This is a genomic window from Thermomonospora sp. CIF 1 (assembly GCF_001896795.1).
Taxonomy (GTDB): Bacteria; Actinomycetota; Actinomycetes; order Streptosporangiales; family Streptosporangiaceae; genus Thermomonospora; species Thermomonospora curvata.
Genome location: NZ_MOYN02000014.1, coordinates 128,431 through 153,643 on the forward strand (window position 1 = coordinate 128,431; position 25,213 = coordinate 153,643).

Genomic DNA, 25,213 nt, shown 5'->3' on the forward strand with positions numbered 1-25,213 from the left:
TTGATGAGGCCGGGGCGGCGGAGGGGAGGGGCGCTCCGCCGCCCCGGATCTGGTGTCAGCGTTTGCGGATCTTCTCGGCGGCGAACCGGGCCGCCCGGTCGGCGTCGGAGCGGTAGGCCAGGTGGGCCGCCATGTTGGTGCCGCCGCCGCAGACCGGGTCGCCCTTCTTGCAGATGTCGAGGGTGCGGCCGGCGAACTTCTTGGCGACGCCGCTCTTGCCCGCCATCCGGTTCGGGTTGCCGAACAGCAGGATGGCCGCGATCTTGGCGTGGGTGTTCTTGGGCAGCTTGGTGCCGCCGCCGACGGCTCCGCCGAGGGCGCCGGTGACGACCATGGCGCCCTGGGAGTAGCCGACCAGGACGAACTTCTGCTTCGGGCAGGCCCGGGCCTGCTTGGTGACGTGCTTGACCAGGGCCTGCACGCCTTTGCGGGGCGAGGTGGGGCTGGCGTCGGCCGGGTAGTCGACCGGGTGGGCGCTCAGCTTCTTCTTGGGGAACCTGCCCTGCAGGGCCTTGAAGACCGGGTCGCCGACGATCACTCCCAGCCGCCCGGGCTCGAAGGTGCCCCTGGCGGCCACCACCTCCACCGGTGAGCACGCCGCGGACGCGGGGGCGGCACCCAGGGCGACCAGTCCGCCGGTCGCCGCACCCGTGAGCGCGGTCACCGTGGCGACGAGACGGGCGAGGGTGGACGTACGGGAACGCATGGATTCACCTCTTCGGCTGACGTCGGGCAGACGCCCTCCCCGCGGTGCACGGGCGGGCGCCGGTCACCGCCCTTTCCGGGCGATCCGTTGCAAGGGCGCGCCTTGAACGGCGGACCGAAAGGCGGACGGCCGCGGACGCTCAGGCGCGCCTTACCGCAGGGAATTCCTGGCGACTGCCCGGCAACCATACAACAGTCACAAAAAGCACAAAAGCAACACCAGAGTGGAAACGGGCCTGAAGTCCAGGTGAAATGTGCCGCTGCACAACGGCCTGCGCGTGGAATTGTTTTCCTTCACCTCTGTGATCAGGGAAAAGGAGGATTTCTCGTCATGTGGATCATGAATCCAACGCGACGCATGTGCGGTGCGCAGACGTCTCGTCCCTCCGCGGAAGGAGCCCGCCACCTCGCCGGTGAGCAGGCAGAACGAGGAGGAAAGCGTCCCCGGCGGCACGGCGTGGACGCCCCCGGCGGACCTTTGCGCGCGGAAGCCTCCGACTCGAAGACCCAAAGAGTCTTGAAACTGAAAAACAGGGCTTCGGGGATCGGAGGCGGCCCCATGTGCGACAGTGGACCGCGGTCGAGGCCGAAGGTCCGGTGAGCCTTCGGCATTCCCCGCGGAGGCTCTTCAGCCCTTCTCGATGAGACGCCGCATGCCCTAGCCGGAGACGTCCGGAAGAATCCGGAAGACGGGGATCTGCGGCGCGATCCGCTCGAACTCCTCCAGCGGCGCCCGCCGGTCCACCGGGATATGCGGCCGGGCTCCGGGCGCGCAATCCAGATAGCGGCGGATGATGGGAGCGCGCTCGGCGGGCGGGACCTCCTCCAGCCGCACCCGCTCGATGCGGCCGTGGCGCAGCGTGGCCCGTCCGCCCGCCGCCCGGACGTTCTTCGGCCAGGCCGACCGCTCCCCGAGCATCGCCACCAGGTAGCGCTCGCCCGCATAATCGGCCACGACCAGCGGGAACGACAGCATCCGGCCGGTGCGGCGGCCGGGCACCCGCATCGTCACCAGCCGTTCGGGCATGATCAGCCCCGGTTCCTGCACGATCACCTGGATCCGGTTCATCACCCGGGCCAGGCGGCTGGGCCGCCCGCCCCGGTAGAGCCATCGCTGGAACCGGTACAGCGGGGCCGTCGGACGCCCGCCGGCCGACAGTTTCGCCACGGCCCCTCTGATCGCGCGCACGGCCGTCCTCCTCGATGCGGGGACAAGACGGTTCTGCCCGTCCAGTATGGGCGGGAACCCGGCGGCGCGACACGGTCCAAGGTCCCTCGGCGCCGGCGCGCCGCGCGACGGGCTCAGCCGCCGGGGCCCACCCGGTTGTCGGGAGCGCCGTCGCCATGCGGGGGCAGATCTCCCCGCGGAGGCATCTGGGGTGCGCCCCCAGAGGAGCCCGCAGCCAGCATCTCGTCGAGTTCCTCCCTGGTCGCCGGGCGGGCCTTGACCGCGGCCTCCCGGAGCGACTCGAACGCCACGGCGCCCGCCTGCCCGCTCACCCGGACCAGGAGCTCCCCGCGGGTCAGCGCGTACTCCAGCCGGTTGCCGCTGCTGCGCCGCCAGCCCTCCCCGTCTCGCCCGCACCGGACGGCGGCGCCCGAGGCGGCGGGGACCGGCAGGGACGGGCAGTCGGCGGCGGTGATCGTGCGCCGCTCGACGGTCAGCCGTACATCGCTCTCGCCGTAGAGGTAGATGTCTTGAAAACCCGCATCGCCATAGGCGCCCATGGCCCCCGTGGCGCGCCGGTAGCCCTCGAGGTCGATGACGTAGATGAGTTCCACGGGCACGCCCAGCCGCTGCGCCCGGGCGCTGTGCTCGGCGGTCGGCGGCGCCGCGGTCTCCTCCCCGCAGCCGGCCGCAAGCCCCGACGCCAGAACCAGCAGCACGGCGGCCCGGCGAAACCGCCCGGGACCTGATCGGTGAGGCGCCCGCTGCCGGGCACGTGGGGTGGTGTTCCGCGGCTCCCGGGAGGTGCCGCAGGGGCGTGAGCGCATGGGCGGAGTCTCCCATAGACCCCCGTTCGGACAAAGCGGTTACGGCGGGTGTTGGGATGACGGTGAAGTCCTTTTCTCTCGGTTCCCGGCGTCCGGCTTCAAACGGGGCACCACCTCTGGACGCGCGCATCGCCCCGCCTGCGGGGAATGCCCCTCGAGGCGGCGATGTTCAGCAGGACATCCGCGCCGCAGGCACCGAGCCCGATGAGGGGGACCCATGCCCGACTACGGCCACGACCTGATCTTCGGTTCGTTCATCACGCCCACCGCCGCGGCTCCCCAGGAGGTCGTGGCCCTGGCCCGGCACAGCGAAGACGCCGGGCTGGACCTGGTGACCTTCCAGGACCACCCCTACCAGCCGCGCTTCCTGGACACCTGGACGCTGCTGTCCTACGTCGCCGCCCGCACCGAGCGCGTCCATCTGTCGGGGAACGTGGTCAACCTGCCGCTGCGCCCGCCGGCCGTGCTGGCCCGCGCGGCGGCGAGCCTGGACCTGCTGTCGGGCGGCCGTTTCGAGCTCGGCCTGGGCGCCGGCGGGTTCTGGGACGCCATCGCCGCCATGGGCGGACGGCGGCTGGCCCCCGGCCAGGCGGTCCAGGCCCTGGAGGAGGCCATCGACATCATCCGCGGCATCTGGGACGCCGACGCCAGGGCGCTGCTGCGGACGGACGGCGCCCACTACCGCGTGGACGGCGCCAAACGCGGTCCCGCCCCCGCCCACGACATCCGGATCTGGCTGGGCGCCTACAAGCCCCGCATGCTGCGCCTGGTCGGCCGCAAGGCCGACGGCTGGCTGCCCTCGCTGTCCTACCTGCAGGGCCTGGACGACCTGGCCGCCGGCAACACGATCATCGACGAGGCCGCCGAGGCGGCCGGACGCGACCCGTGGGCCGTCCGCCGCCTGCTCAACATCGACCCCTCGCTGCACCGGGAGCCCGCGCGCCTGGCCGAGCTGGCCCTGGAGCACGGCGTCAGCGGCTTCATCCTCGCCGGCGACGATCCGCAGGCCATCACGGTCTTCGGACGGGAGACCGCCCCCGCGGTCCGCGAGCTCGTCGCCGCCGAGCGCGCCGCACGGGCGCCGGCGCATGACCGGGCGTCGGGCACCATTGAGGGATGAGTCTGGTCGCTGGCAGGGGCCTCGGCGGAGCCGGGGCGCCGGGCGTTCCGGCCGGCGCCTGCCCGCAGACGCTGGCCGCGCTCGTCGCCGACGGCGATGTGGTGGTCTTGAGCGGGGCCGGGCTGTCGACCGAATCGGGCATCCCCGACTACCGGGGGGAGAGCGGACGCCGGCGGCGGGCCGAGCCGATGACCTACCAGACGTTCGTGGGCAGCGCGGCGGCCCGGCGGCGGTACTGGGCGCGCAGCCACCTGGGCTGGCGGCACATCGCCCGCGCCGAACCCAACGCCGGTCACCGCGCGGTCGCCGAGCTGCAGCGGCGCGGGCTGGTCACCGGGATCATCACCCAGAACGTCGACGGGCTGCACCAGGCCGCCGGGGCGCGGGATGTGATCGAGCTGCACGGCTCGCTGGACCGGGTGGTGTGCCTGGGCTGCGGGGAGCGCACCCCGCGCCGGCTGCTGCAAGAACGCCTGGAGCAGGCCAACCCCGGCTGGGACGCCCGCGCCGACGCGGTGGGCCCCGACGGGGACGCGGCGTTGTCTGAGGAGCAGATCGCCGGCTTTCGCATCGTGGACTGCCGGCGCTGCGGCGGGGTGCTCAAACCCGATGTGATCTTCTTCGGCGAGAACGTGCCGCCCGCCCGCGTCCAGGAGTGCTATGCGCTGACCGAGCGCGCCGCCACCCTGCTGGTGCTCGGCTCCTCGCTGACCGTGATGTCCGGTCACCGCTTCGTGCGTCACGCCGCCCGGCACGCCATCCCCGTGGCGATCATCAACCGGGGGCCGACCCGCGGGGACGACCTGGCGCTGGTGAAGTGGGACGCCCCGCTGGGCGCCGCGTTGAGCGCACTGGTGGCGGCCTGCTGATCAGCTTTCGCCCTGCCAGCCGTTGACGTGCAGCACCTCCTCCAGCGGCCGGCGGGGAGCGGGCCGGAAGGTCTCGCCGGTGTAGTAGGCCGTCGGGATCAACGCGCCCTGGCGGACCTGCGGCGGCAGCCCCAGCAGCTCGGCGATCTGCTGCTCATACCTCAGGTGCAGCGACGTCCAGGCGGTGCCCAGGCCGCGGGCCCGGGCGGCCAGCATGTAACTCCACACCGCCGGCAGCAGCGACCCCCACACCCCGGCCTGGTTGCCCTCCCCGAGCCGTCCGTCCGGCAGCTCCAGGCAGGGGATGAGCAGCACGGGAACCCGGCCCATGACCTCGGCCAGGTAGGCGGCGCTGGCGCCCACGCGCCGCTGCACCTCGGCGCGGGCGGGATCGTCCTGAAACAGCGCGCCCGCGAACGACTTGGAGGCGGCGTAGGCGGTGAAAGACCGCCGGTAGTACTCGCCGATCCGCTCTTTCAGGTGCGGATCGGTCACCACGACCCACCGCCAGTTCTGCTGGTTGCCGCCGCTGGGCGCCTGGAGCGCGATCCGCAGGCACTCCTTGACCAGCTCCATGGGGACGGGCCGGTCCAGGTCCAGTCGCTTGCGGACGGAGCGGGTGGTCGTCAGCAGCTCGTCAGGGGTCAGCGGCAGTGTCGTCATGCCCGCCATCGTGGCACACCGTCCTTCCCACGCTTTGGGAGGCGGCTCAGCGCTGCGCTTTCGGGCCGAAAGGCACCGCTGCTGAGGCCGGCTCCGGTTCATCGAGCCGTACCCCGGGGCGGACGTCCTGCAGCAGGCGCAGGAACGTGGGCTCATCGATGATCGGGACGCCCTCCGCGCGGGCCCGGCGGGCCTTGGCGGAGGCGGCGTGCACGTCGGCGGCCACCAGCACGCTGGTGAACCGGCTGACCGTGCTCATCACGTTCAGGCCCGCCCCGGCCGCCCGGTCGGCCAGCTCCTGCCGGGGGGTGAGGGTCTCGCCGGTGAAGACCACCTTCATGCCCTGCACGAGGGGACCGCCGGCCCTCATGCGCCCCGGGCAGCGGAACGCGCACGGCGTCTTGCGGATCGGCGGGGGGTATCCGTTGCGTGCGGCGCCGTTGCGCAGGACGCTGTGGAAGGAGCACCTCTCCAGCGGCAGCGGCACTCCGAGCGCGGCGGCGTCGGCCAGTGAGGCGCGCAGCACCCCGGCCAGCACCCGGGCGTCGTCCAGGGCGTCGTGCGCCCGGTGCTGCGGGACGCCGTAGTGGGCGGCCAGGGTGCTCAGCCGCAGGTCGGGCGTGGGCAGGCCGATCCTGCGGCCGAGCGCCAGCGTGCACAGGCGCTGCTCCACCGGCAGGTGCAGGCCGGCCCGGCCGAATTCATGGGCCAGGAAGGCGTAGTCGAAGGCGGCGTTGTGCGCCACCATCACCCGGCCGCTGAGCAGCTCCGCCACCCGCTCGGCGACCCGGTCGAACGTGGGCGCGCCCCGCAGCCGCTCCGGGGTCAGCCCGTGGATGTGCACCGGGCCGGGGTCGCAGCCCGGGTCCAGCAGCGTGGAGAACTCCTCCACCAGATGGCCGTCCGGCCGCAGGGTGAGCACCGCCAGCGAGAGCACGCGGTGGCGGTCCGGCCGCAGGCCCGAGGTCTCGACGTCGACGACCGTCCAGTCGTGGGGGTAGGGGAGCGGGCCGGAGGCCGGGAGCTGCTTCATAGGGGGAAGGATGCCCTATCCGGGGGTGTCTTGGCGTCGATGGTCTCGCCGGAACGTTGAACCTCCGTCCCGGGGGGAGCCGTACCACCGACCGACGCCCTGCCCGGACGTCAGGGCACCGCCACGCCGTCCGGGCGCCTGTGCCCCGACCGCCCGCAGGCGCCCGGACCGCCCGCACCACGAGCGGGCGACGCGCCGGACCTTTTCGGCGCATGGCCCAAGACACCGGGGACGGGAGCCCGGGTGGTCTCCGGTACCGCGGGGCGTTGCGGGTCACGGCGTCGCCCCTGACGGCAAGACCCCCGGCTCGACCTGCGGAGGCGGCGCGTTGAAGAAGGCCCGCCGATCGCGTGGTTAACGCAGCGTTCACACAAGGGCAATGCGTCCGAAAAAGCCCATTTCTACCGTTCTGGGAGCTGAGACCCTCGATGCGGCCGGCCGCCGGGAGGGCGCGGCCCGGCCCGGCCCGCGAGGGCGGCTGCGGCCGGATCGCCGGTGGGGCCCGGGGCCCGCGGCACCGCGATCCGGGCGGAGGTCTTCGCCGACCGGGATCGGCGCGGCCCGCCCTCGACCGGGACCGCGCCGTCCGCACAGGACGAGGGGATCCCGGAGCGGGGCGCTTCCGGGATCCCCTCTCATGCTCGCGCCGGCCCGCCGGGCGCTCGTGCGCGCCCGCCCCGGCGAACGCTCACTCGGGTCGCCGGTACTTGGGCCGGTAGGGCTGCTCCTCGTCCAGCGCACGCGAGCGCGCGCCGATCCGCGCAGACGGCCGGGGGCGCTTGTGCTCCTCCTGCGGCGGCTCATTCCGCACCACCGGCATCTCCCCGGTGTGGAAGCGCCCGGCGCCCGGCCGGCCTTCCGGGATGCGCGACGGCTGGGCGCCCACCACAGGAATTTCTCCGGTATGTGACCGTTCGCTATTCCGTGTATTCGTCTGACCGTTCCGGTGAGAATTCACCGCGGGGGCTTCTCCCGGGCCTCCGGCGGCCGGACCGGGATTCACAATGGGATTTTCCCTGGTCGGAGACTGCCCATTGGGCATTGCGTCCGCCCGCCGACTCTGTTCCGGGACGACCGCGGGCATTTCCCCGGTGGCGGAACGTCCGGCGGACGGCTCGTTTTGCGACGTGGGAGCCTGCGCGGGCGAGCCCGCGATGGGGGACCATTTGACGCCCGCCGCATACGCCTGCACCTGCTCGTCCCCGATGAGAGGCAGCGGCCCGGTGCTTTCCACGGCGGGCGCCTGGGGCGAGTTCACCGGGGCCGCCAGGGGGACCTCCACCGCGTGGGGTGGCCGCACGTCCGGGGTGCGCACCCCTGCGCCGGGGACGCGCGTCCGCCCGCCGGGCGGCGCGGCCTGGTCGAAGGAGCCGGCGGGGCGCGCCCGGCCCGCGCCGCGCCGCCACTCCGGCTCCGGCGGACGAGTCCGGCCGGGCTCCCGATCGGGCTCGGCGCCTGCGGAACGCTCGGCCCGGGGACCCTCACCCGCCGCGTCACGGGACTTTCCGGTCCCGTCCCCTTGCGGGCGTGCGCTGCGGGCCTGCGGCACCGGCGCGACCGCCGGAGCGTCCGGCCAGGTGTCCTCCACCGCGCGCGGCCGGGGCGGCTGCGCGGCGCCCGCCCGGTCGGCGTTCCGCTGGGAGGCGGCCGGTTCGGCGGCCGCCGCCGGGCGCTGCCGGTCGTCGTGACGGGGGAACAGCAAAAGCGCGTAGATCGCCAGCGCCAGCGCCAGGATCCGCAGCACGGCCTGGCCGGCGTCCGGCCACGGCTCCCCGTACAGGACGGTGCCCACCACCAGCAGGTAGGTCTTGGCGCTGATCGTCATCACGGTGGTGACGATCGAGACCCGGCAGCGCTGGTAGCCGACCATGATGATGCCCAGCCCCAGCGCCGCGGCCACCACCGCCAGATACGGGTAGGGGGTCCGCAGGAACTGCAGGTCCGCGATGGTGTCGCCCCAGCCCTTGATGGCCAGCTCGGCGGTGCCGATCGGAAAGCCCGCGCTCATCCCGTAGGCGATGCCGGTCACCGGACGGGCATGCCGGCCGTCGGGACGGTAGTCGCCGAAGATCATCAGCATCAGCGGCACCGTCAGCGGCGGGATCACCGCCACCGCCAGCTTCCAGGGCTCCACCTCCGCCGCGTTGATGGGGGCGGGATTGCCGATGGACAGCGCGAGCAGCAGCATCGCCGCGGCGATCAGCCCCAGGCTGGCCCACTCGCGGGCGCGCAGCCGCTCCCCGAACACCGTCAGCGCGATCAGCAGCAGCGGGACCAGCCCGGAGACGAAGATCGGGACGGCCACGCTGATCGCCAGCTCGCTCAGCGCCAGGATCTGCAGCACCAGCCCGCCCAGCAGCAGCACCAGCCCGCCCAGGAAGATCCAGCTGCTGAGGATCACCCAGGTCATGTGCAGGATGCGGTGGCCCCGCATCGGCTCCATGCGGTCGGCGGCGACCTTGAAGATGGCGAACGCGACGTAGTACAGCCCGGTGGCCGCGAAAGCCGCAAGCATCCCGTCCATCCTGCCAAAGTAGGGGCAACACCCCCCACATGTCACACCCCCGTAACAAAACATTCGGATTGGCGACCTGTGCCCAAGTGAGTAGACGCGGGTGAAGAAGCGCATCAACCGACAAAACAATGGCGATCCGGTCGCTTCTGTGGCGGAACGGACGGGCGGCTCCGGGAGTCTGAAAACCGGGGGCGGATGCAGGCCGCTCCGAACGTGGCGAATGCCCTTGTACAGGCGATCTTGAGCCGTAGGGTTGGCGCACAGCGGCGCGGCTCGGATGAGCCGATCCCCGGTAAGGAGGTTTGCAGGTGCGCGGTTTCGGCAGGTTCCGCGGCGACGGGCCCGGAGCGGAAGGACTCGGGCGGACGCAGCGGCACGGCGCGCGGCGGGCGACCGCGCTGGCCGCCACCACCGCCGTGGCCTGCGGCATCGGCGGCGGCTGCGGCCAGACCGTGCGGCTGCGCATAGCGGCCTCTCAAGACAAGGTCGGCCTGCTGCAGCAGGCCGCCGACGACTTCGCCGAAGACCGCCGGATCGACGGCAAGTGCGTGGAGATCCAGGTCGACTCCAAGAACTCCGGCACCGCCATGCTGGCGCTGGCCCGCGGCTGGGACGAGCGCACCGACGGCAAGCGCCCGGACGTGTGGAGCCCGGCGGCCAATGTCTGGCCCGCCATGCTGCGGCTGCGCACCGGCGCCGAGGACAAGCCCTCACCGGTGCCGGACGGGGAGTTCCCGCCGATCATGACCTCCCCGCTGACCATCGCGATGCCCCGTCCCATGGCCGAGGCGCTGGGCTGGCCCAAGAAGGCGATCGGCTGGTCCGACCTGGCCGCGCTGGCCACCGATCCCGAGGGCTGGAAGAAGTACGGCCACCCCGAGTGGGGCGAGTTCCGGCTGGGCAAGACCAACCCCAACCTGTCCACCTCGGGCCTGCACGCCACCGTCGGCGCCTACTTCGCGGCCACCGGAACCACCTCCGACCTCACGGAGGGCGACATCACCGCCGCGGACAACCGCAAGTTCGTCTCCGACATCGAAAAAGCGATCGTCCACTATGGGCACACCACGCTGACGTTCCTGAGCAACCTGCTGCGGGCCGACGACCGCGGCCAGGCGATGTCCTATATCTCGGCCGTGACGGTCGAGGAGAACTCGGTCTGGAACTACAACCAGGGCAATCCCGCTCTTGACCCCAAGGACCTCGGTAAACGCCCCAAGCCCAAGGTTCCGCTGGTGGCGATCTACCCCAAAGAGGGCACGATCTACTCCGACCATCCCTACGTCCCGCTGAACTGGATGGACGCCGAGAAGCGGAAGGTCGCCGACGAGTTCCTGAAGTTCCTGCACACCGAGCGGGTGCAAAAGCGCTTCACCGACCACGGCTTCCGCGACCACCAGCGCCGCCCCGGCAGGCACGTCACCGAGGCCAACGGGCTGCTGCCCGGCGAGCCGAAGACCACGCTGTCGCTGCCGTCGGACCAGATCCTGGACCTGATCCTCAAGACCTGGGCGGAGCTGCGCAAGCCGGCCAACGTGCTGCTGGTCATCGACCGCTCCGGCTCCATGCAGCAGACCGTCCCCGGCACCGGCAAGAGCAAGGGCGACCTGGCCAAGGAGGCCGCGGCCGAGGCGCTGGCGGAGTTCCGCGGCCAGGACCAGGTGGGACTGTGGGTGTTCTCCGCCGCCCGCAGGCAGGGCGAGCGGGACTGGCAGGAGGTGGTCCCGCTGGGGCGGATGACCGAGGCGCACCGCTCCCTGCTGCGCGAACGCCTGCTGGGCCTCACGCTCAGCGGCGGCACCGGCCTGTACAACACCACCGCGGCGGCCTACGAGAAGATGACCGGCTCCCGCAGGGGCGACGCCATCAACGCCGTGGTCGTCATGACCGACGGCAAGAACGAACGGCCCGGCGGCCTGGACCTGGACGGCCTCATCGCCAAGCTCGGCGCCCGGCGGGAGGAATCGGTGCGGGTGTTCACCATCGGCTACGGCGAGGACGCCGACCAGAACGTGCTGCGCCGCATCGCCGAGGCCGCCGACGGGGCCGCCTACGACTCCTCCGACCCCAACACCATCGGCGACATCTTCACCGAGGTGATCTCCAACTTCTGAGACCGTTTCCCAAGGCCGCACGCGGTCTTGACCGCGCCGCGCCCCCTGCGGCCCCTCCCTTCTGATTACCTGTTCACAACCGTCGCAGGGGACGCGGCGCACCCCTTGAGGGGAACCGAGTGTCAGCGCGCGCCGCGCGAACGCCATAGACTTGGCCCGCGAAGGCGCGAGGAGCCGCTCGTCGGCATGCCCGCGCCCGGGCACCGCAACCGGCGGCAACGCGTCTGAACGCCGCGGCCGGCAGTTGAGAACCCGCGCCTGTGACCGTGCCGGACAAGGAGACCGACCCCAGTGAAGACCGATGTCGAGGAGCTGTCCCCCACGCGGGTCAAGCTCACCGTCGAGGTTCCGTTCGAGGAGCTCAAGCCGAACCTCGACAAGGCGTACAAGGAGATCAGCAAGCAGGTCCGTATCAAGGGCTTCCGCCCCGGCAAGGCGCCGGCCCCGCTGATCGACAGGTACATCGGCCGTGGCGCGGTCCTGCAGGAGGCGGTCAACGACGCCCTGCCGGAGCTGTACGGCCGCGCCGTGGAGGCCAGTGAGATCTTCGTGCTCGGCCAGCCCGAGGTGGAGATCACCAAGCTGGACGACGGCAAGGAGATGACGTTCACCGCCGAGGTGGACGTGCGGCCCAAGTTCCAGGTGCCCGACTACGACAACCTCGAGGTGACCGTGGACGAGGCCAAGGTCACCGACGAGGAGGTCGAAGAGACCCTCGGCAACCTGCGCGAGCGGTTCGCCTCGCTGACCACCGTCGAGCGCGCGGCCGAGACCGGCGACTTCGTCACCATCGACCTGTCGGCCCAGGTCGACGGCGAGGCCGTGGAGGACGCCGCCGCCACCGGCTACTCGTATGAGGTCGGCAGCAACAGCTCGGTGGAGGGCCTGGACGAGGCGCTGACCGGCATGAGCGCGGGCGAGTCCAAGACCTTCACCTCCAAGCTGGTCGGCGGTGAGCGCGCCGGGCAGGAGGCGGAGATCACCGTCACCGTGCAGAGCGTCAAGGTCAAGAAGCTCCCCGAGGCCGACGACGAGTTCGCCCAGCTGGCCAGCGAGTTCGACACCATCGAGGAGCTGCGCGCCGACCTGCGCACCCGCCTGGGCCGCACCAAGCGCATGCAGCAGCTCTCCCAGGCCCGCGACAGGGCCTTGGAGGCGCTGATGGAGCAGATCGACATCCCGCTGCCGGAGAAGGTGGTTCAGGCCGAGATCGAGCGCCGCAACGAGCAGCTGGAGCAGCAGCTCAAGTGGAGCGGCCTGTCGAAGGAGGCCTACCTGAAGCAGCAGGGCAAGACCGCCGAGGAGTTCGACGCCGAGATCGCCGAGGCCGCCCGCCGGGCGGTCAAGGGCGGCTTCGTCCTCGACCAGCTCGCCCTCGACGAGGAGCTGGGCGTGGAGAACGAGGAGCTCAGCGAGTACGTGGTGAGCCAGGCCATGCAGATGGGCGTGCAGCCGCAGCAGCTGGCCGACCACCTCACCCAAAGCGGCCAGCTCCCGGCCCTGGTCTCGGAGGTGCTGCGCAACAAGGCCCTCAACCTGCTGGTGGAGCACGTCAAGATCACCGACGAGGCCGGCAACGCGGTCGACATCGAGGCCCTGCGGCGCGAGCTGAGCGGCGAGGCCGCCCAGCCGGAGGCCGAGGCGGCCGAGGAGTCCGCCGGCAAGGCCGAGGAGACCAAGGCCGAAGCCAAGGACGAGGAAGCCAAGAACGAGGCCGAGGACAAGTCCGAGTCCTAAGGCCCGGGGCGACGCTTCCGGCGGGCCGGGGTCGCGCGCATCCGCGCGGTCCCGGCCCGCCCGTGTTCCGGTCACCTGGCGTATCCGGAGCGTCACAGGGTATCGACCCTCACGACCGCCGCGGGCGGGCCGTCCGTGCCCTCTGGACCGAGGAGGCTTTCAAGATCGTGAGGAGCGGGCGATCTTGAGGACGAGCGGGGAGGGGCGTGCGTCGCCGGCCCGCCGGGGAGGCCGCCGCACCGGCGGCACGGCCCCGGGAACCGGCTGCGGCCCGCCGTGCCGCGGGCGTCTGCACGGGCCGCCGCGCCGGCGACGCGCCCGCGGATACGCCGCAAGCGAAAAGGGCGGGCTCGCGGCTTAAGCGGATGACGGGGCGCGTTAATGTCCAATCAACTGACCCGATACACATGACCGGAGGAACCCGGTGAGCATGCCTCCGATTTTCGAACAGCCGCAGCCGGTCACCTCACGGGTGACCGAGGCGGCGCCGCTGCTGCCGCTGGGCGACCAGCTGTTCCAGCAGCTGCTGCGCAAGCGGATCGTCTTCCTGGGCCAGCAGGTCGACGACGACATCGCCAACCGGATCTGCGCCGAGCTGCTGCTGCTGTCGGCTGAGGACGGCGAGCGCGACATCTACCTGTACATCAACTCGCCGGGCGGCTCGGTGACGGCCGGGATGGCGATCTACGACATCATGCAGTACGTCCCCAACGACGTCGCCACGGTGGGCATCGGGCTGGCCGCCTCGATGGGGCAGTTCCTGCTGTGCGCGGGCGCCCCGGGCAAGCGGTACGCGCTGCCGCACGCCCGGATCATGATGCACCAGCCCTCCGGCGGGATCGGCGGCACCGCCTCGGACATCAAGATCCAGGCCGAGCAGATGCTGTACGTCAAGCGGACGCTGGCCGAGCGGATCGCACTGCACACCGGCCAGACGGTGGAGCAGATCGAGCGGGACTCCGACCGGGACCGCTGGTTCACCGCCGAGGAGGCCAAGGCCTACGGCTTCGTCGACCACGTGGTGCGCAGCGCCAACCAGGTTCCCTCCGAGGGCCCTGTCTCATGACGTGCCCGGCGCCCGGCGCCGAGCCTCGGTAACCAAGCGGACTAGCGGAGGCAGACAAGTGAGCGATCTCATCAGGCCGGGCATGCGGGTGGGCGGCACCGCGGCGCCCGTGGACAACCGGTACATCATCCCCTCCTTCGTCGAGCGCACCACGTACGGGGTCAAGGAGATGAACCCGTACAACAAGCTCTTCGAGGAGCGGATCATCTTCCTCGGGGTGCAAATCGACGATGCCTCGGCCAACGACGTGATGGCCCAGCTGCTGACGCTGGAGTCCATCGACCCGGACCGGGACATCAGCATGTACATCAACTCGCCGGGCGGCTCCTTCACCGCCATGATGGCGATCTACGACACGATGCAGTACGTCCGGCCCGACATCCAGACCGTCTGCATCGGCCAGGCCGCCTCGGCGGCGGCGGTGCTGCTGGCGGCGGGCACCCCGGGCAAGCGGGCGGCGCTGCCGAACTCGCGGATCCTCATCCACCAGCCGGCCACCGAGGGCACCTACGGGCAGTCCAGCGACATCGAGATCCAGGCCCGCGAGATCATGCGGATCCGCGAGCTGCTGGAGGAGATCATCTCCCGGCACAGCGGCCAGCCGATCGAGAAGGTCCGCAAGGACATCGAGCGGGACAAGATCCTCACCGCCGAGGACGCCAAGGCGTACGGTTTGGTGGACGATGTCTTCGTCAGCAGGAAGCGCCGGCCGGCGGTAGTGTCGCCTTGAGGGTGACCGGGCGGGTCGCGGCCCCACCGGGCCGGGCCGGCCCGGTGCCGCGGGCGGTCCGGGCGACCCTCGGACCCGATCCTGCAGGGGAGACTTCCCGGTGGGGGGCTCACCAAGTCCTCCGGAGGCGGTAACGTCGAAGCCGACGGCGAAAGCCTTCGAGACCACAGATGACCGGCGGGATGGAAACGAGCGGGATGGAGGCGATGCGGATGCGACCGGCTCTGCGCCGCCCGTCTTGCGACGTGGGCGTCCCGCGCGATCATAGGTATCAACGTGAGGTGACGGGTGGCCCGGCCGCGGGCCGGCGCGGCCGCCGGCCGGTACCGGGCGGCTCCGTCACCTGACGCGAGGCAAGCAACCGCGCCGCATCCTCTCAGGCGGGCGGCCCCACGAAAAGGAGACGGTTGGGTGGCACGCATCGGCGACGGTGGTGACCTGCTCAAGTGTTCGTTCTGCGGAAAGAGCCAAAAGCAGGTCAAGAAGCTCATCGCGGGTCCGGGCGTGTACATCTGCGACGAGTGCATCGATCTCTGTAACGAGATCATCGAGGAGGAGCTCTCGGAGACCTCCGAACTCAAGTGGGACAGCCTGCCCAAGCCTCGGGAGATCTACGAATTTCTCGACAGCTACGTGATCGGGCAGGAGGCGGCCAAGAAGGCGCTGTCGGTGGCCGTCTACAACCACTACAAGCGGATCCAGTCCGGCGACAGCGGCCGTGACGACTCGGTGGAGCTGGCCAAGTCCAACATCCTGCTGCTGGGCCCCACCGGATCCGGCAAGACCCTGCTCGCGCAGACTCTCGCCAAGTTGCTCAACGTCCCGTTCGCCATCGCCGACGCCACGGCGCTGACCGAGGCCGGCTATGTCGGCGAGGACGTGGAGAACATCCTGCTGAAGCTGATCCAGGCGGCCGACTACGACGTCAAGAAGGCCGAGACCGGGATCATCTACATCGACGAGGTCGACAAGATCGCCCGCAAGAGCGAGAACCCGTCGATCACCCGGGACGTCTCCGGGGAGGGCGTGCAGCAGGCGCTGCTGAAGATCCTGGAGGGCACCACCGCCAGCGTGCCCCCGCAGGGCGGCCGCAAGCACCCCCACCAGGAGTTCATCCAGATCGACACCACCAATGTGCTCTTCATCTGCGGCGGTGCCTTCGCCGGCCTGGAGAAGATCATCGAGGCCCGGATCGGCAAGCAGGGCATGGGCTTCGGCGCGGTGATCCGCTCCAAGGACGAGGCGTCCTCCTCCTCGGACATCCTGTCCCAGATCATGCCGGAGGACCTGCTGAAATTCGGCATGATCCCGGAGTTCGTGGGGCGGCTGCCGGTCATCACCAACGTGCACAACCTGGACCGGGACGCGCTGATCGCGATCTTGACCGAGCCGAAGAACGCGCTGGTCAAGCAGTACAAGCGGCTGTTCGAGCTGGACGGGGTGGAGCTGGAGTTCACCCCTGACGCCCTGGAGGCCATCGCCGACCAGGCCATCTTGCGCGGCACCGGCGCCCGCGGCCTGCGGGCGATCATGGAGGAGGTGCTGCTGTCGGTGATGTACGAGGTGCCCAGCCGCCAGGACGTGGCCCGCGTCGTCATCACCCGCGAGGCCGTGCTGGAGCACGTCAACCCGACGTTGGTGCCCCGCGAGCGCGCCAACAAGCGGGAGCCGCGCGAAAAGTCCGCCTGAGACCTGGCGGACGCCGAGCCCCGGCCCGCCGGCCGGGGCTTTTCGCATGCCCGCCGTCAGGTGGTGCCCAGCCCGGCCTCGCGGGCCAGGACGATCGCCTGGGCGCGGTCGGCGACGTGCAGCTTCATGAAGATGTTGGAGACGTGGTTGCGGACGGTCTTGGGGGACAGGAACAGGGTCTGGGCGATCTCGCCGTTGGAGCGGCCCTGGGCGATGAGCTGAAGGACCTCGCGTTCGCGTTCGGTCAGCTCGGGGAAGGCCGTCTGCTTGGGGTCGGGCATGTCGGCGAAGTAGGTCAGCACCCGGCGGGCGATCTCCGGGCCGTAGATGGCCTCCCCGGCGGCCACCGCGCGCACGGCGCGGGCGATCTCCTCGGCGCCGGATTCCTTCAGCAGGTACCCGCGGGCGCCGGCGCGCATGGCGGCGAAGACCGAGTCGTCGTCGCGGAACATGGTCAGCACCAGCACGCCGATGCGGGGGCTGGTGCGGGTGATGGTGCGGGTGGCCTCGATGCCGTTGCCGCCGGGCATGTGCAGGTCCATGACGACCACGTCCGGCTGCAGTTCGGCGGCCAGCTGCACCGCCTGCGGGCCGCTTTCGGCCTCGCCCACCACCTCCACGCCCAGGGCCTCCAGCAGCCCGCGCAGCCCTTGCCGGAAGACCGGGTGGTCGTCGGTGATGAGGACACGGATCGCCTCGTTGCCGGGCAGCGCGGTCATGTTCGGGGAACTCCTGATGACGGGGAAAAAGGGGACGAAAGAAACAGAAGACGCACGGCGACCCGGGCGCCGCCGCATCGCGGGCCGATAGTACAGCCACCGTCCGGTCCTGCGGCCGGCCGCGGCGCTTTCCCGCCGCTTGCGGCTGCACTCGCCGCTCCCGGCGGGCCGCACGCGTCCCGCCGGCGCAGGGGACGGTGATCGATGCCGGTCATGCCATGCTCACCTCGCCTCGCCTTCGTTCTTCGCGGTGCCGGAACGGGCCGGACGACGGAGGATCCTCGGAGGCAACGGCCAGCGGCAGGCGGGCCCGCACGGTGGTGCCGCCGCCCCGGCGGGAGGCGACGGTGAGATCGCCGCCCACCTCGGCGGCCCGCTCCCGCATGGACCGCAGCCCGCCGCCCACCTGAAGCGGCTCCGGCAGGCCGCTTCCCGAGTCGCTCACCGTGACCTGCAGGGCGTCCGGCGTCCGGCTGAGGCACACCCACGCGGCGGCTGCCCGCGAGTGACGGACGACGTTGGCCAGCGCCTCCTGGACGATCCGGTAGGCGGCCACCTCCACCGCCGCCGGCAGGTCGGCCACCTCGCCCCGCAGGTCCACCTGCACCGCGACGGGCCCGCAGCGGTCGGCCAGCGCCCTGAGCGCGCCCTCCAGCCCCAGGTCGTCCAGCGCGGGCGGACGCAGGCCCTCCACCAGGTCGCGGATGTCGCCGATCGCGGCGTCCAGCCGCCGGCGCAGCTCGCACAGCAGCGGCTCGACCCGGGCGGGGGTGCGGGCGATGGTGAGCCGGGCGACGTCCACCGACATCGCCAGCGACGCCAGCGTGGGGCCGAGCCCGTCGTGCAGTTCCCGGCGCAGCCGCCGGCGCTCCTCCTCCCGGGCGGCCACGATCCGCTCCCGGGAGCGCTGCAGGTCGGCGGCCAGTCGCACGCCGTGCGCCACATCGGCCATGTGCACCGCCAAGATGCCCAGCAGCCTGGCGTCCAGGCGGCGCAGGCGGCCGGCGGGACGGGCCACCAGCATCCGCCCCACCGGCTCGCCCTGCCAGGTCAGCGGCACCTCATAGGGCCGGTCGCCGAGTTCTCCGTCCCGGTGCACCGTCGGCTCGCCCGCGGCCCCGATGATCTCCACCGAGGCCCCCGGGACGTGCAGGGTCCGGCGGATCAGGGCGACCGCCCCGTCCAGGGCCTCCACCGGGCCGCGCGCCCGCTGGACGGTGCGGCTGAGCCGGTCCGCCAGCCGGTAGGGATTGCGTTCCGCCCGCAGCATCCGGTCCGCGGCCCGCCGCAGCCGGGCGCGCAGCGGGTGGCACAGCACCCCGGCGGTGAACGCCCCGGCCGCCGCGGCCGCGTCGCGGACCGGCGGCCCCTGACCGCCCGCCAGCGCGGCCGAGCCGAGACAGACCGCGCCGAGCAGCACGGCCGGCAGCCCGTATTCCAGCGTCCCGGCGATGAGCAGGCCGAGGCCGCGCCGAGGGCCTGGAGGATCCGGCCGCGGCGCATGCGAGCGGCAGGCCGGCACGAGGGCGGCGGTGATGAGGCCCGCCAGAGCGACCGCCACCCACATGGAACCCTCCCGTCCGGTCGTCGCTTGAATCGACCTTCGGGGAAGGGGCGTCCCTCCGTCACGGGACAGGTGTCACCTGTGTCCCGGGAAAATCACCGCGACTTCCTTGGACGCCGAGAGGGGGACGACGGTTCCCCGTCGTCCCCCTCTCGGTGAGCGGGATTCCGCCGGCTCGCCGGCGAGGGCTTTCAGTCCTCCACGTCGGCCCGGATACGGCGCATCACCTCGGCGACCTCAGAGGCGGTGTAGTTGGGCGGGGAGGTCAGCGAGGTCCGCTCGGGCGCCGGGTAGATCGCCCCGAAGGAGGAGGCGGTGGCCCAGGTGCACAGCGCGCTGCTCATCTGGGGGCCGGTCGGGAGGGTGGTGCGGATCTCCGCGCACACCCCCACCCCGTCCCCGCCGGGGTCGTCCAGCTTGTCGACGGTGGCGCTGATGGTGCTGTTGTTGCCCGCGGTGACCGCCCGGCGGAAGTTCTCGATGAACTCATCGGGGCTTTCGATGTCGCCGGTGCCGCCCACGAACAGGTACCGCTCATCGCCGCTGCCGTAGACGGCGGTCTTCAGGTCCTTGAGCCGGGCGCCGGCCGACCGCTCCATCTGCGCGCGCTGCTGGCCGATCTGGGCGTTCATCTCCCGCTCGGCCTCGTAGTTGCGGCTCAGCCCACCGGCCGTGGCGGGGGTGTCGATGGTGTGGCTGCCGCCGGAGTCGCCCAGCAGCGTGACCACACCGGCCAAAATGCCCACCAGCACCACACCGCCGACCACCAGCCCGATGATCAGGCCGGCGTTGGAGCGGCGCGGCGGAGGCGGCGGCACCGGAGGCTGCGGGAACGGAGGGGGCGTGCCGGGGCCGCCGTAACCGGGCTGCTGGCCATAAGGCGGCTGCTGCCCGTAACCCGGCTGTCCATAGCCGGGCTGGCCGTAGCCGGGCTGCTGCCCGTACGGGGGGACCGGGCCGCCGGGCTGACCTCCATAGCCCGGCTGCGGAACGGGACCGGGGGGGCCGCCGTAGGGACCGCCTTGGCCTGGCGGGGGGTTCCAAGCGCTCATGACTTCTCCTCAGCCCCGCCGGTACTGGGAGCCGCGGCGAGACGTTTCCATCATCCGTGCAAAGCGCGTGTTAGGCGAACATTGTGACGCATACGGGCAGCGGCGGGTTCGCACTCCGGCCCCCTCGAGTGTGGAATTTTCCATCTTCACAGGTCGCGCCGAAGGCGGGTGGACGTGGCATTCGGCACTGCCGCGGCGACCGTAGACTTTGGGCCCGTGACACAGCCCAAGGATCGCCAGACCGCACAAGTCGACCTGCCCACCCAGTACCGGCCGGCTGAGGTCGAGGGCAAGCTGTATGAGCGCTGGGTGTCGGCAGGCCTGTTCACCGCCGACCCGGCCCGCGATCCGGCCCGCCCGGCGTTCTCCATCGTGATCCCGCCGCCCAACGTGACCGGTTCGCTGCACGTCGGGCACGCACTGGACCACTCCATCCAGGACGCGCTCATCCGGCGGCGCCGCATGCAGGGCTATGAGACGCTGTGGCTGCCGGGCACCGACCACGCCGGCATCGCCACCCAGAACGTCGTGGAGCGGGAGCTGGCCAAAGAGGGGCTGTCGCGTCACGACCTGGGCCGCGAGGCGTTCGTGGAGCGGGTCTGGCAGTGGAAGGCCGAGTCCGGCGGCAAGATCCTGGGCCAGATGCGCCGGCTGGGCGACAGCGTGGACTGGACCCGCGAGGCGTTCACCATGGACGAGCCGCGGGCCCGCGCGGTGCGCACCATCTTCAAGCGCCTGTTCGACGACGGGCTGATCTACCGCGCCGAGCGCATCATCAACTGGTGCCCGCGCTGCCTGACCGCGCTGTCGGACATCGAGGTCGAGCACGCCGAGCGCGAGGGCGAGCTGGTGTCCATCCGCTACGGCTCCGGCGACACCGAGATCGTGGTGGCCACCACCCGGGCCGAGACGATGCTCGGCGACACCGCGGTGGCCGTCCACCCCGACGACGAGCGCTACCGCCACCTGGTCGGCAAGGAGGTGGAGCTGCCGCTGACCGGGCGGACCATCCCGATCGTCGCCGACGAGCACGTGGACCCGAACTTCGGCACCGGCGCGGTCAAGGTCACCCCCGCCCACGACCCCAACGACTTTGAGATCGGGCGCCGGCACTCGCTGCCGTCCATCACCGTGATGGACGAGCACGGCGTGATCACCGCGCACGGCCCCTTCCAGGGGCTGGACCGCTTCGAGGCCCGCCCGGCGATCGTGGCCGCGCTGCGCGAGCAGGGCCGCATCGTCAAGGAGGTCCGCCCCTACCTGCACGCGGTCGGCCACTGCCAGCGCTGCTCCACCGTGGTGGAGCCGCGGGTGTCGCTGCAGTGGTTCGTCAAGGTCGCCCCGCTGGCCAAGGCCGCCGGCGACGCCGTCCGCGACGGGCGGGTGCGCATCCACCCGCCGGAGATGGCCGCCCGCTACTTCGAGTGGGTGGACAACATGCACGACTGGTGCATCAGCCGCCAGTTGTGGTGGGGCCACCGCATCCCGGTCTGGTACGGCCCCAACGGCGAGGTCTGCTGCCCCGGCCCCGATGAGGAGCCCCCGGCCGGGTGGACGCAGGACCCGGATGTGCTGGACACCTGGTTCTCCTCGGCGCTGTGGCCGCTGTCCACGCTGGGCTGGCCGGACCGCACCGCCGACCTGGAGCGCTTCTACCCGACCTCGGTCCTGGTCACCGGGTACGACATCCTGTTCTTCTGGGTCGCCCGGATGATGATGTTCGGCCTGTACGCCATGGACGGTACGCCATGGACGGGGTCGAGCCGTTCAAGGTCATCGCCCTGCACGGCATGGTGCGCGACCAGTACGGCAAGAAGATGTCCAAGTCGTTCGGGAACGTGGTCGACCCGCTGGAGTGGATCGAGCGGTACGGTGCCGGCGCCAACCCCGGCGGGGACGTGCCGATCGCCGAAGAGTGGGCGCAAGGGTCGCGCAACTTCTGCAACAAGCTGTGGAACGCCACCCGCTTCGCCCTGATGAACGGCGCCCACGTGCGCGGGGAGCTGCCGCAGGAGCTGTCGGACGCCGACGCCTGGATCCTCTCGCGCCTGCAGCACGTCATCGCCGAAGTCGACCGGCACATGGAGGACTTCGAGTTCGCCAAGGCGTGCGAGGCCCTCTACCACTTCGCCTGGGACGAGGTCTGCGACTGGTACGTGGAGCTGGCGAAGGTCCAGTTGCAGGACGAGCGCGCCGAGGCCACCCGCCGGGTGCTCGGCGAGGTCCTCGACAAGCTGCTGCGGCTGCTGCACCCGATCGTCCCGTTCGTCACCGAGGAGCTGTGGACCTCGCTGACCGGCGAGCAGACCCTGGTCACCGCCGCCTGGCCGGCCCCGGCCCAGGAGCTGGTGAACAAGGACGCCGAGATGCTGCTGGAGTCCCTGCAGCGCCTGGTCACCGAGGTCCGCCGGTTCCGCGCCGACCAAGGGCTCAAGCCCGGTCAGCGGGTCGCCGCCGCGCTGGAGTTCGCCGGCTCCCCGCTGGCGGCCCACGAGCAGGCCGTCCGCTCCCTGCTGCGGCTGAACCCGCCCGGGGAGTCCTTCGCGGCCACCGCCTCCCTGCAGGTGGAGGGCGTCACCGTGCGCCTGGACACCGCCGGCGCCATCGATGTGGCCGCCGAGCGCAAACGGCTGGAAAAGGATCTGGCCGCCGCCCGCAAAGAGGTCGAGCAGGCCCGCCGCAAGCTGGGCAACGCCGACTTCCTGGCCAAGGCGCCCGAGGCCGTGGTGGCCAAGACCCGCGACCGCCTGGCCCAGGCCGAATCCGACATCGCCCGCCTGGAGGCCCAGCTGGCCGCGTTGCCGACCGCCTAGCCTCCCGGCGGCCGTGACGGCCCCGGCGGCCGGCCGCCGGGGCCGCGTCCTCCCGTGGGTGAGTGAGCAGGTCCTGTGGGTGAGTAGGCTTTGCGCGTGTCAGATCCCCACCTCGACGATTACCGGTCCACCGTGGCCGCGATCATGGCGCGGGGGGTGGAGTGGAAGTTCGACCCCACCCTGGACCGCATCGCGGACCTGATGGACCTGCTGGGCCGGCCGCAGGACGCCTACCCGGTGATCCATGTGACCGGCACCAACGGCAAGTCCAGCACCGCCCGGATGATCGAGACGCTGCTGCGTGAACGCGGGCTGCGCACCGGGCTGTCCACCAGTCCGCACCTGACCACGATGCGCGAGCGGATCGTGGTCGACGGGGAGCCCATCAGCGAGGAGGCGTTCGTCGCCGCCTACCGGGACGTGGCGCCCTACCTGGAGATGGTGGACGCCAAGCACGAACGTCCCCTGTCGTACTTCGAGACGCTGACCGCCATGGCGTACGCGGTGTTCGCCGACGCCCCGGTGGACGTGGCGGTGATCGAGGTCGGCATGGGCGGGGTCTGGGACGCCACCAACGTGGCCGACGGCACCGTCTCGGTGGTCACCCCCATCTCCCTGGACCACCTGCGCCACCTCGGCCCCACCATCGAGGACATCGCCGCCGAGAAGGCCGGGATCATCAAGCCCGGCGCGATCGCGGTGCTGGCCCAGCAGCAGCTGCCCGTCGCCCAGGTGCTGCTGCGCCGGGTCGTGGAGGTGGGCGCCACCGCGGCCCGCGAGGGCATGGAGTTCGGGGTGCTCGGCCGCGATCTGGCGGTGGGCGGCCAGCAGCTGCGGCTGCAGGGGCTGCACGGGGTCTATGAGGAGATCTTCCTGCCGCTGTTCGGGTCGCACCAGGCCGGCAACGCCGCCTGCGCGCTGGCGGCGGTGGAGGCGTTCGCCAGCGGGGCGCCCTCGCGGACCGGCGGCGACCTGTCGGCCGCCACCCGCATCGCCGCCGGCGAGGACTTCGAAGGCGACCACGGCCAGCTGGACCCGGCCCTGGTGCGCTCGGCGTTCGCCAAGGTCACCTCGCCCGGACGGCTGGAGATCGCCCGCACCGGGCCCACCGTGCTGATCGACTCGGCGCACAACCCCGCCGGCATGTCCGCCACGGTGAACGCCATCACCGAGGACTTCGGCTTCACCCGCCTGATCGGGGTGGTCGCCGCCGCCGGCGACAAGGACGTGGCCGGCATGCTGGAGCAGCTCGAGCCGGTGCTGACCGAGCTGATCGTCACCCGCAACACCTCGCACCGTTCGATGCCGCCCCGGCAGCTGGGCGAGCTGGCCGAGGGCATCTTCGGCGCCGAGCGGGTGCACGTGATAGACCGGCTGGACGACGCCATCGACCGGGCCGTCGCCCTGGCCGAGGAGACCGGCGAGTACCAGGGAGCGGGCGTGCTGATCACCGGGTCGGTGGTCACCGCGGGCGAGGCGCGCACCCTGCTGCGCGTGGAGGAGAGACGATGAGCAACCGGGCACCGCAGGCGCCGCCGCGCCCGACCTCGCTGCTGGCGTCGGTGCTGGCCTGCGAGGCGGTGGTGATCGGGCTGGCGATCCCGGTGGCCGTGGTGGTCCAGGGGACCGGCGGCCGGACCGCCGGGCTGGTGTGCGGCACGCTGGCGGTGGCCGCGCTGCTGCTGGCCGGGCTGGTGCGCCGCCGGTGGGCGGTCGCGGCCGGCAGCCTGCTGCAGATCCTGATGATCGCGGCCGGATTCATGGTTCCCACCATGTTCTTCCTCGGCGCTCTTTTCGGCGCGCTGTGGGTCACCTCGCTATGGCTCGGCCGTTCGGTGAGCCGCAAAGCAGAACAATGAGATTCCCGGCGTCTTGATAAGGAAGCGTCCGGCACGTTCGGTAATGCCACACTTCCATCTTCTCACATGCTGAGAAAATCTCTGGAAAAGTCCTTGTAGAGGAACGGTGGAAGTGCGTTGAGTGTTCTCGTCCGGTAACGGTCCGCAGCGGTGGGGTTCTTTGCACGGACCGCGGCGGCGCCGGGTGCCCACCCCGGCGCGGCCGGCCCGCGGCGCCCCGCCCGCCGCGCCGGACCGGCGCCGGGCGTGCGCTCACCGTGAGGCACCGCCCCGGTTCCGGGTAGGCTTCGCGCGCAACCGTCGTTGCGGGCCGGCACCCCGCCGGCGGGGCCGGCATCGAGCGTTCCAGAAGGCTATCTGAGGAGAATCTGTCGTGTCCGAGCGCACCCTGGTCCTGGTCAAGCCCGACGGCGTCCGGCGCGGTGTCGTGGGCGATGTCATCTCGCGCATCGAGCGCAAGGGCCTGAAGATCATCGCGATGGAGATGCGCACGCTGTCCCGGGAGACCGCCGAGGACCACTACGGCGAGCACCGCGAGCGCCCCTTCTTCGGCGAGCTGGTCGACTTCATCACCGGCGGCCCGCTGGTGGCCATGGTGGTGGAGGGCCCCCGGGCGATCGAGGCGTTCCGCGCCCTGGCCGGCGCCACCGACCCGGTCAAGGCCGCCCCGGGCACCATCCGCGGCGACCACGCCCTGGAGATCGGCGAGAACATCGTGCACGGCTCCGACTCGCCGGAGTCCGCCGCCCGCGAGATCAAGCTGTTCTTCCCCGAGCTGGCCTGAGACCAGTCGGGCGCCGGCGGGCGCAGGCCGAGGACGGACACGCGCGGGGGCCGCAACGGCCCGTCCGCGCGTGTTCGCGTCATGGCGCGTGTGTCGGCGTGAAATTCGCCTGCTCATCGGCGATTATTCGGGCATGGTGGGGCAGCGTCGCGTCTGCCCCACCGGGTTGCGGCGCGTTACGATGGG

At 71.6% G+C, this 25,213-nt stretch carries 19 protein-coding genes and 2 pseudogenes; 12 read left to right on the forward strand and 9 right to left on the reverse strand.

The window, feature by feature from the left end; all coding sequences use genetic code 11:
* Positions 1-55 precede the first annotated feature (55 nt).
* The 3 genes from BUE48_RS07490 to BUE48_RS07500 form a co-directional block, all read right to left on the reverse strand.
* The gene (locus BUE48_RS07490) at positions 56-706 is read right to left on the reverse strand and encodes a cutinase family protein (protein WP_012851879.1); all 651 of its coding nucleotides are present in this window, start codon (positions 704-706) and stop codon (positions 56-58) included.
* Between the two features lie 657 nt (positions 707-1,363).
* Positions 1,364-1,894 carry a hypothetical protein gene (locus BUE48_RS07495; RefSeq protein WP_012851880.1) on the reverse strand — a complete coding sequence of 177 codons (531 nt, stop codon included), beginning with the start codon at positions 1,892-1,894 and terminating at the stop codon, positions 1,364-1,366.
* 113 nt (positions 1,895-2,007) lie between these two features.
* Entirely contained in the window at positions 2,008-2,592 is a 585-nt protein-coding gene (locus tag BUE48_RS07500) for a hypothetical protein (RefSeq protein WP_041439402.1), read from the reverse strand.
* Between the two features lie 325 nt (positions 2,593-2,917).
* On the opposite strand from BUE48_RS07500, the pseudogene BUE48_RS07505 reads away from it, so the two are divergent.
* Positions 2,918-3,802: pseudogene (locus BUE48_RS07505) on the forward strand (LLM class flavin-dependent oxidoreductase); the annotation flags it as partial.
* 14 nt (positions 3,803-3,816) lie between these two features.
* Entirely contained in the window at positions 3,817-4,689 is an 873-nt protein-coding gene (locus tag BUE48_RS07510; protein ID WP_286989454.1) for an NAD-dependent protein deacetylase, read from the forward strand.
* Here the strand turns inward: BUE48_RS07510 and BUE48_RS07515 are convergent, their stop codons facing one another.
* The 3 genes from BUE48_RS07515 to BUE48_RS07525 form a co-directional block, all read right to left on the reverse strand.
* On the reverse strand, positions 4,690-5,352 hold the full coding sequence (locus tag BUE48_RS07515; protein WP_286989456.1) for a nitroreductase family protein: 663 nt from the start codon (positions 5,350-5,352) through the stop codon (positions 4,690-4,692).
* Between the two features lie 46 nt (positions 5,353-5,398).
* Positions 5,399-6,385 carry a DEDDh family exonuclease gene (locus BUE48_RS07520; protein ID WP_012851885.1) on the reverse strand — a complete coding sequence of 329 codons (987 nt, stop codon included), beginning with the start codon at positions 6,383-6,385 and terminating at the stop codon, positions 5,399-5,401.
* A gap of 688 nt (positions 6,386-7,073) precedes the next feature.
* Entirely contained in the window at positions 7,074-8,900 is a 1,827-nt protein-coding gene (locus BUE48_RS07525) for a hypothetical protein (protein WP_012851886.1), read from the reverse strand.
* A 308-nt stretch (positions 8,901-9,208) separates the two neighbouring features.
* Between BUE48_RS07525 and BUE48_RS07530 the strand changes: the two genes are divergently transcribed.
* The 5 genes from BUE48_RS07530 to clpX all read left to right on the forward strand — a co-directional run bounded on the left by BUE48_RS07530 (position 9,209) and on the right by clpX (position 16,236).
* Positions 9,209-11,014, forward strand: a complete 1,806-nt coding sequence (locus tag BUE48_RS07530) for a substrate-binding and VWA domain-containing protein (RefSeq protein ID WP_286989460.1) — start codon at positions 9,209-9,211, stop codon at positions 11,012-11,014.
* A 291-nt stretch (positions 11,015-11,305) separates the two neighbouring features.
* Positions 11,306-12,751 (forward strand): trigger factor, encoded by a 1,446-nt coding sequence (tig, locus tag BUE48_RS07535; protein ID WP_286989462.1) that lies wholly within the window; start codon positions 11,306-11,308, stop codon positions 12,749-12,751.
* A 424-nt stretch (positions 12,752-13,175) separates the two neighbouring features.
* Positions 13,176-13,817: a ClpP family protease gene (locus tag BUE48_RS07540; protein WP_012851889.1), complete on the forward strand. Its 642-nt coding sequence runs from the start codon at positions 13,176-13,178 to the stop codon at positions 13,815-13,817.
* An 82-nt stretch (positions 13,818-13,899) separates the two neighbouring features.
* Entirely contained in the window at positions 13,900-14,547 is a 648-nt protein-coding gene (locus BUE48_RS07545) for an ATP-dependent Clp protease proteolytic subunit (protein ID WP_086014600.1), read from the forward strand.
* Positions 14,548-14,958: 411 nt separating this feature from the next.
* Complete coding sequence (gene clpX / locus BUE48_RS07550) at positions 14,959-16,236, forward strand: ATP-dependent Clp protease ATP-binding subunit ClpX (RefSeq protein ID WP_012851891.1); 1,278 nt, start codon at positions 14,959-14,961, stop codon at positions 16,234-16,236.
* 56 nt (positions 16,237-16,292) lie between these two features.
* Here clpX and BUE48_RS07555 read toward each other — a convergent pair whose 3' ends face one another.
* From BUE48_RS07555 to BUE48_RS07565, 3 genes are all read right to left on the reverse strand, one after another.
* Entirely contained in the window at positions 16,293-16,955 is a 663-nt protein-coding gene (locus BUE48_RS07555; protein ID WP_012851892.1) for a response regulator transcription factor, read from the reverse strand.
* A 211-nt stretch (positions 16,956-17,166) separates the two neighbouring features.
* Positions 17,167-18,516 (reverse strand): sensor histidine kinase, encoded by a 1,350-nt coding sequence (locus BUE48_RS07560; protein ID WP_286989465.1) that lies wholly within the window; start codon positions 18,514-18,516, stop codon positions 17,167-17,169.
* A gap of 194 nt (positions 18,517-18,710) precedes the next feature.
* Complete coding sequence (locus BUE48_RS07565; RefSeq protein ID WP_012851894.1) at positions 18,711-19,571, reverse strand: hypothetical protein; 861 nt, start codon at positions 19,569-19,571, stop codon at positions 18,711-18,713.
* Positions 19,572-19,880: 309 nt separating this feature from the next.
* Between BUE48_RS07565 and BUE48_RS07570 the strand changes: the two are divergent.
* The 5 genes and pseudogenes from BUE48_RS07570 to ndk all read left to right on the forward strand — a co-directional run.
* Positions 19,881-21,266: pseudogene (locus BUE48_RS07570) on the forward strand (valine--tRNA ligase); the annotation flags it as partial.
* A gap of 53 nt (positions 21,267-21,319) precedes the next feature.
* Entirely contained in the window at positions 21,320-22,384 is a 1,065-nt protein-coding gene (locus tag BUE48_RS07575; protein WP_286989467.1) for a class I tRNA ligase family protein, read from the forward strand.
* A 144-nt stretch (positions 22,385-22,528) separates the two neighbouring features.
* Positions 22,529-23,896, forward strand: a complete 1,368-nt coding sequence (locus tag BUE48_RS07580) for a bifunctional folylpolyglutamate synthase/dihydrofolate synthase (protein WP_052305649.1) — start codon at positions 22,529-22,531, stop codon at positions 23,894-23,896.
* Positions 23,893-24,243 (forward strand): DUF4233 domain-containing protein, encoded by a 351-nt coding sequence (locus tag BUE48_RS07585; RefSeq protein WP_012851897.1) that lies wholly within the window; start codon positions 23,893-23,895, stop codon positions 24,241-24,243. The genes BUE48_RS07580 and BUE48_RS07585 overlap by 4 nt, the downstream gene beginning before the upstream one ends.
* A gap of 373 nt (positions 24,244-24,616) precedes the next feature.
* Positions 24,617-25,027: a nucleoside-diphosphate kinase gene (gene ndk / locus BUE48_RS07590; protein WP_012851898.1), complete on the forward strand. Its 411-nt coding sequence runs from the start codon at positions 24,617-24,619 to the stop codon at positions 25,025-25,027.
* Positions 25,028-25,213 lie beyond the last annotated feature (186 nt).

Bases quoted from the DNA above. Each gene is read 5' to 3' on its own strand.
- BUE48_RS07585 (WP_012851897.1), top strand. From the start codon at position 23,893: ATGAGCAACCGGGCACCGCAGGCGCCGCCGCGCCCGACCTCGCTGCTG.
- BUE48_RS07545 (WP_086014600.1), top strand. From the start codon at position 13,900: ATGCGGGTGGGCGGCACCGCGGCGCCCGTGGACAACCGGTACATCATC.
- BUE48_RS07565 (WP_012851894.1), bottom strand. From the start codon at position 19,571: ATGAGCGCTTGGAACCCCCCGCCAGGCCAAGGCGGTCCCTACGGCGGC.
- BUE48_RS07515 (WP_286989456.1), bottom strand. From the start codon at position 5,352: ATGACGACACTGCCGCTGACCCCTGACGAGCTGCTGACGACCACCCGC.
- BUE48_RS07490 (WP_012851879.1), bottom strand. From the start codon at position 706: ATGCGTTCCCGTACGTCCACCCTCGCCCGTCTCGTCGCCACGGTGACC.
- BUE48_RS07520 (WP_012851885.1), bottom strand. From the start codon at position 6,385: ATGAAGCAGCTCCCGGCCTCCGGCCCGCTCCCCTACCCCCACGACTGG.
- BUE48_RS07580 (WP_052305649.1), top strand. From the start codon at position 22,529: ATGGCGCGGGGGGTGGAGTGGAAGTTCGACCCCACCCTGGACCGCATC.
- BUE48_RS07525 (WP_012851886.1), bottom strand. From the start codon at position 8,900: ATGCTTGCGGCTTTCGCGGCCACCGGGCTGTACTACGTCGCGTTCGCC.
- BUE48_RS07510 (WP_286989454.1), top strand. From the start codon at position 3,817: ATGAGTCTGGTCGCTGGCAGGGGCCTCGGCGGAGCCGGGGCGCCGGGC.
- BUE48_RS07555 (WP_012851892.1), bottom strand. From the start codon at position 16,955: ATGACCGCGCTGCCCGGCAACGAGGCGATCCGTGTCCTCATCACCGAC.
- BUE48_RS07575 (WP_286989467.1), top strand. From the start codon at position 21,320: ATGGACGGGGTCGAGCCGTTCAAGGTCATCGCCCTGCACGGCATGGTG.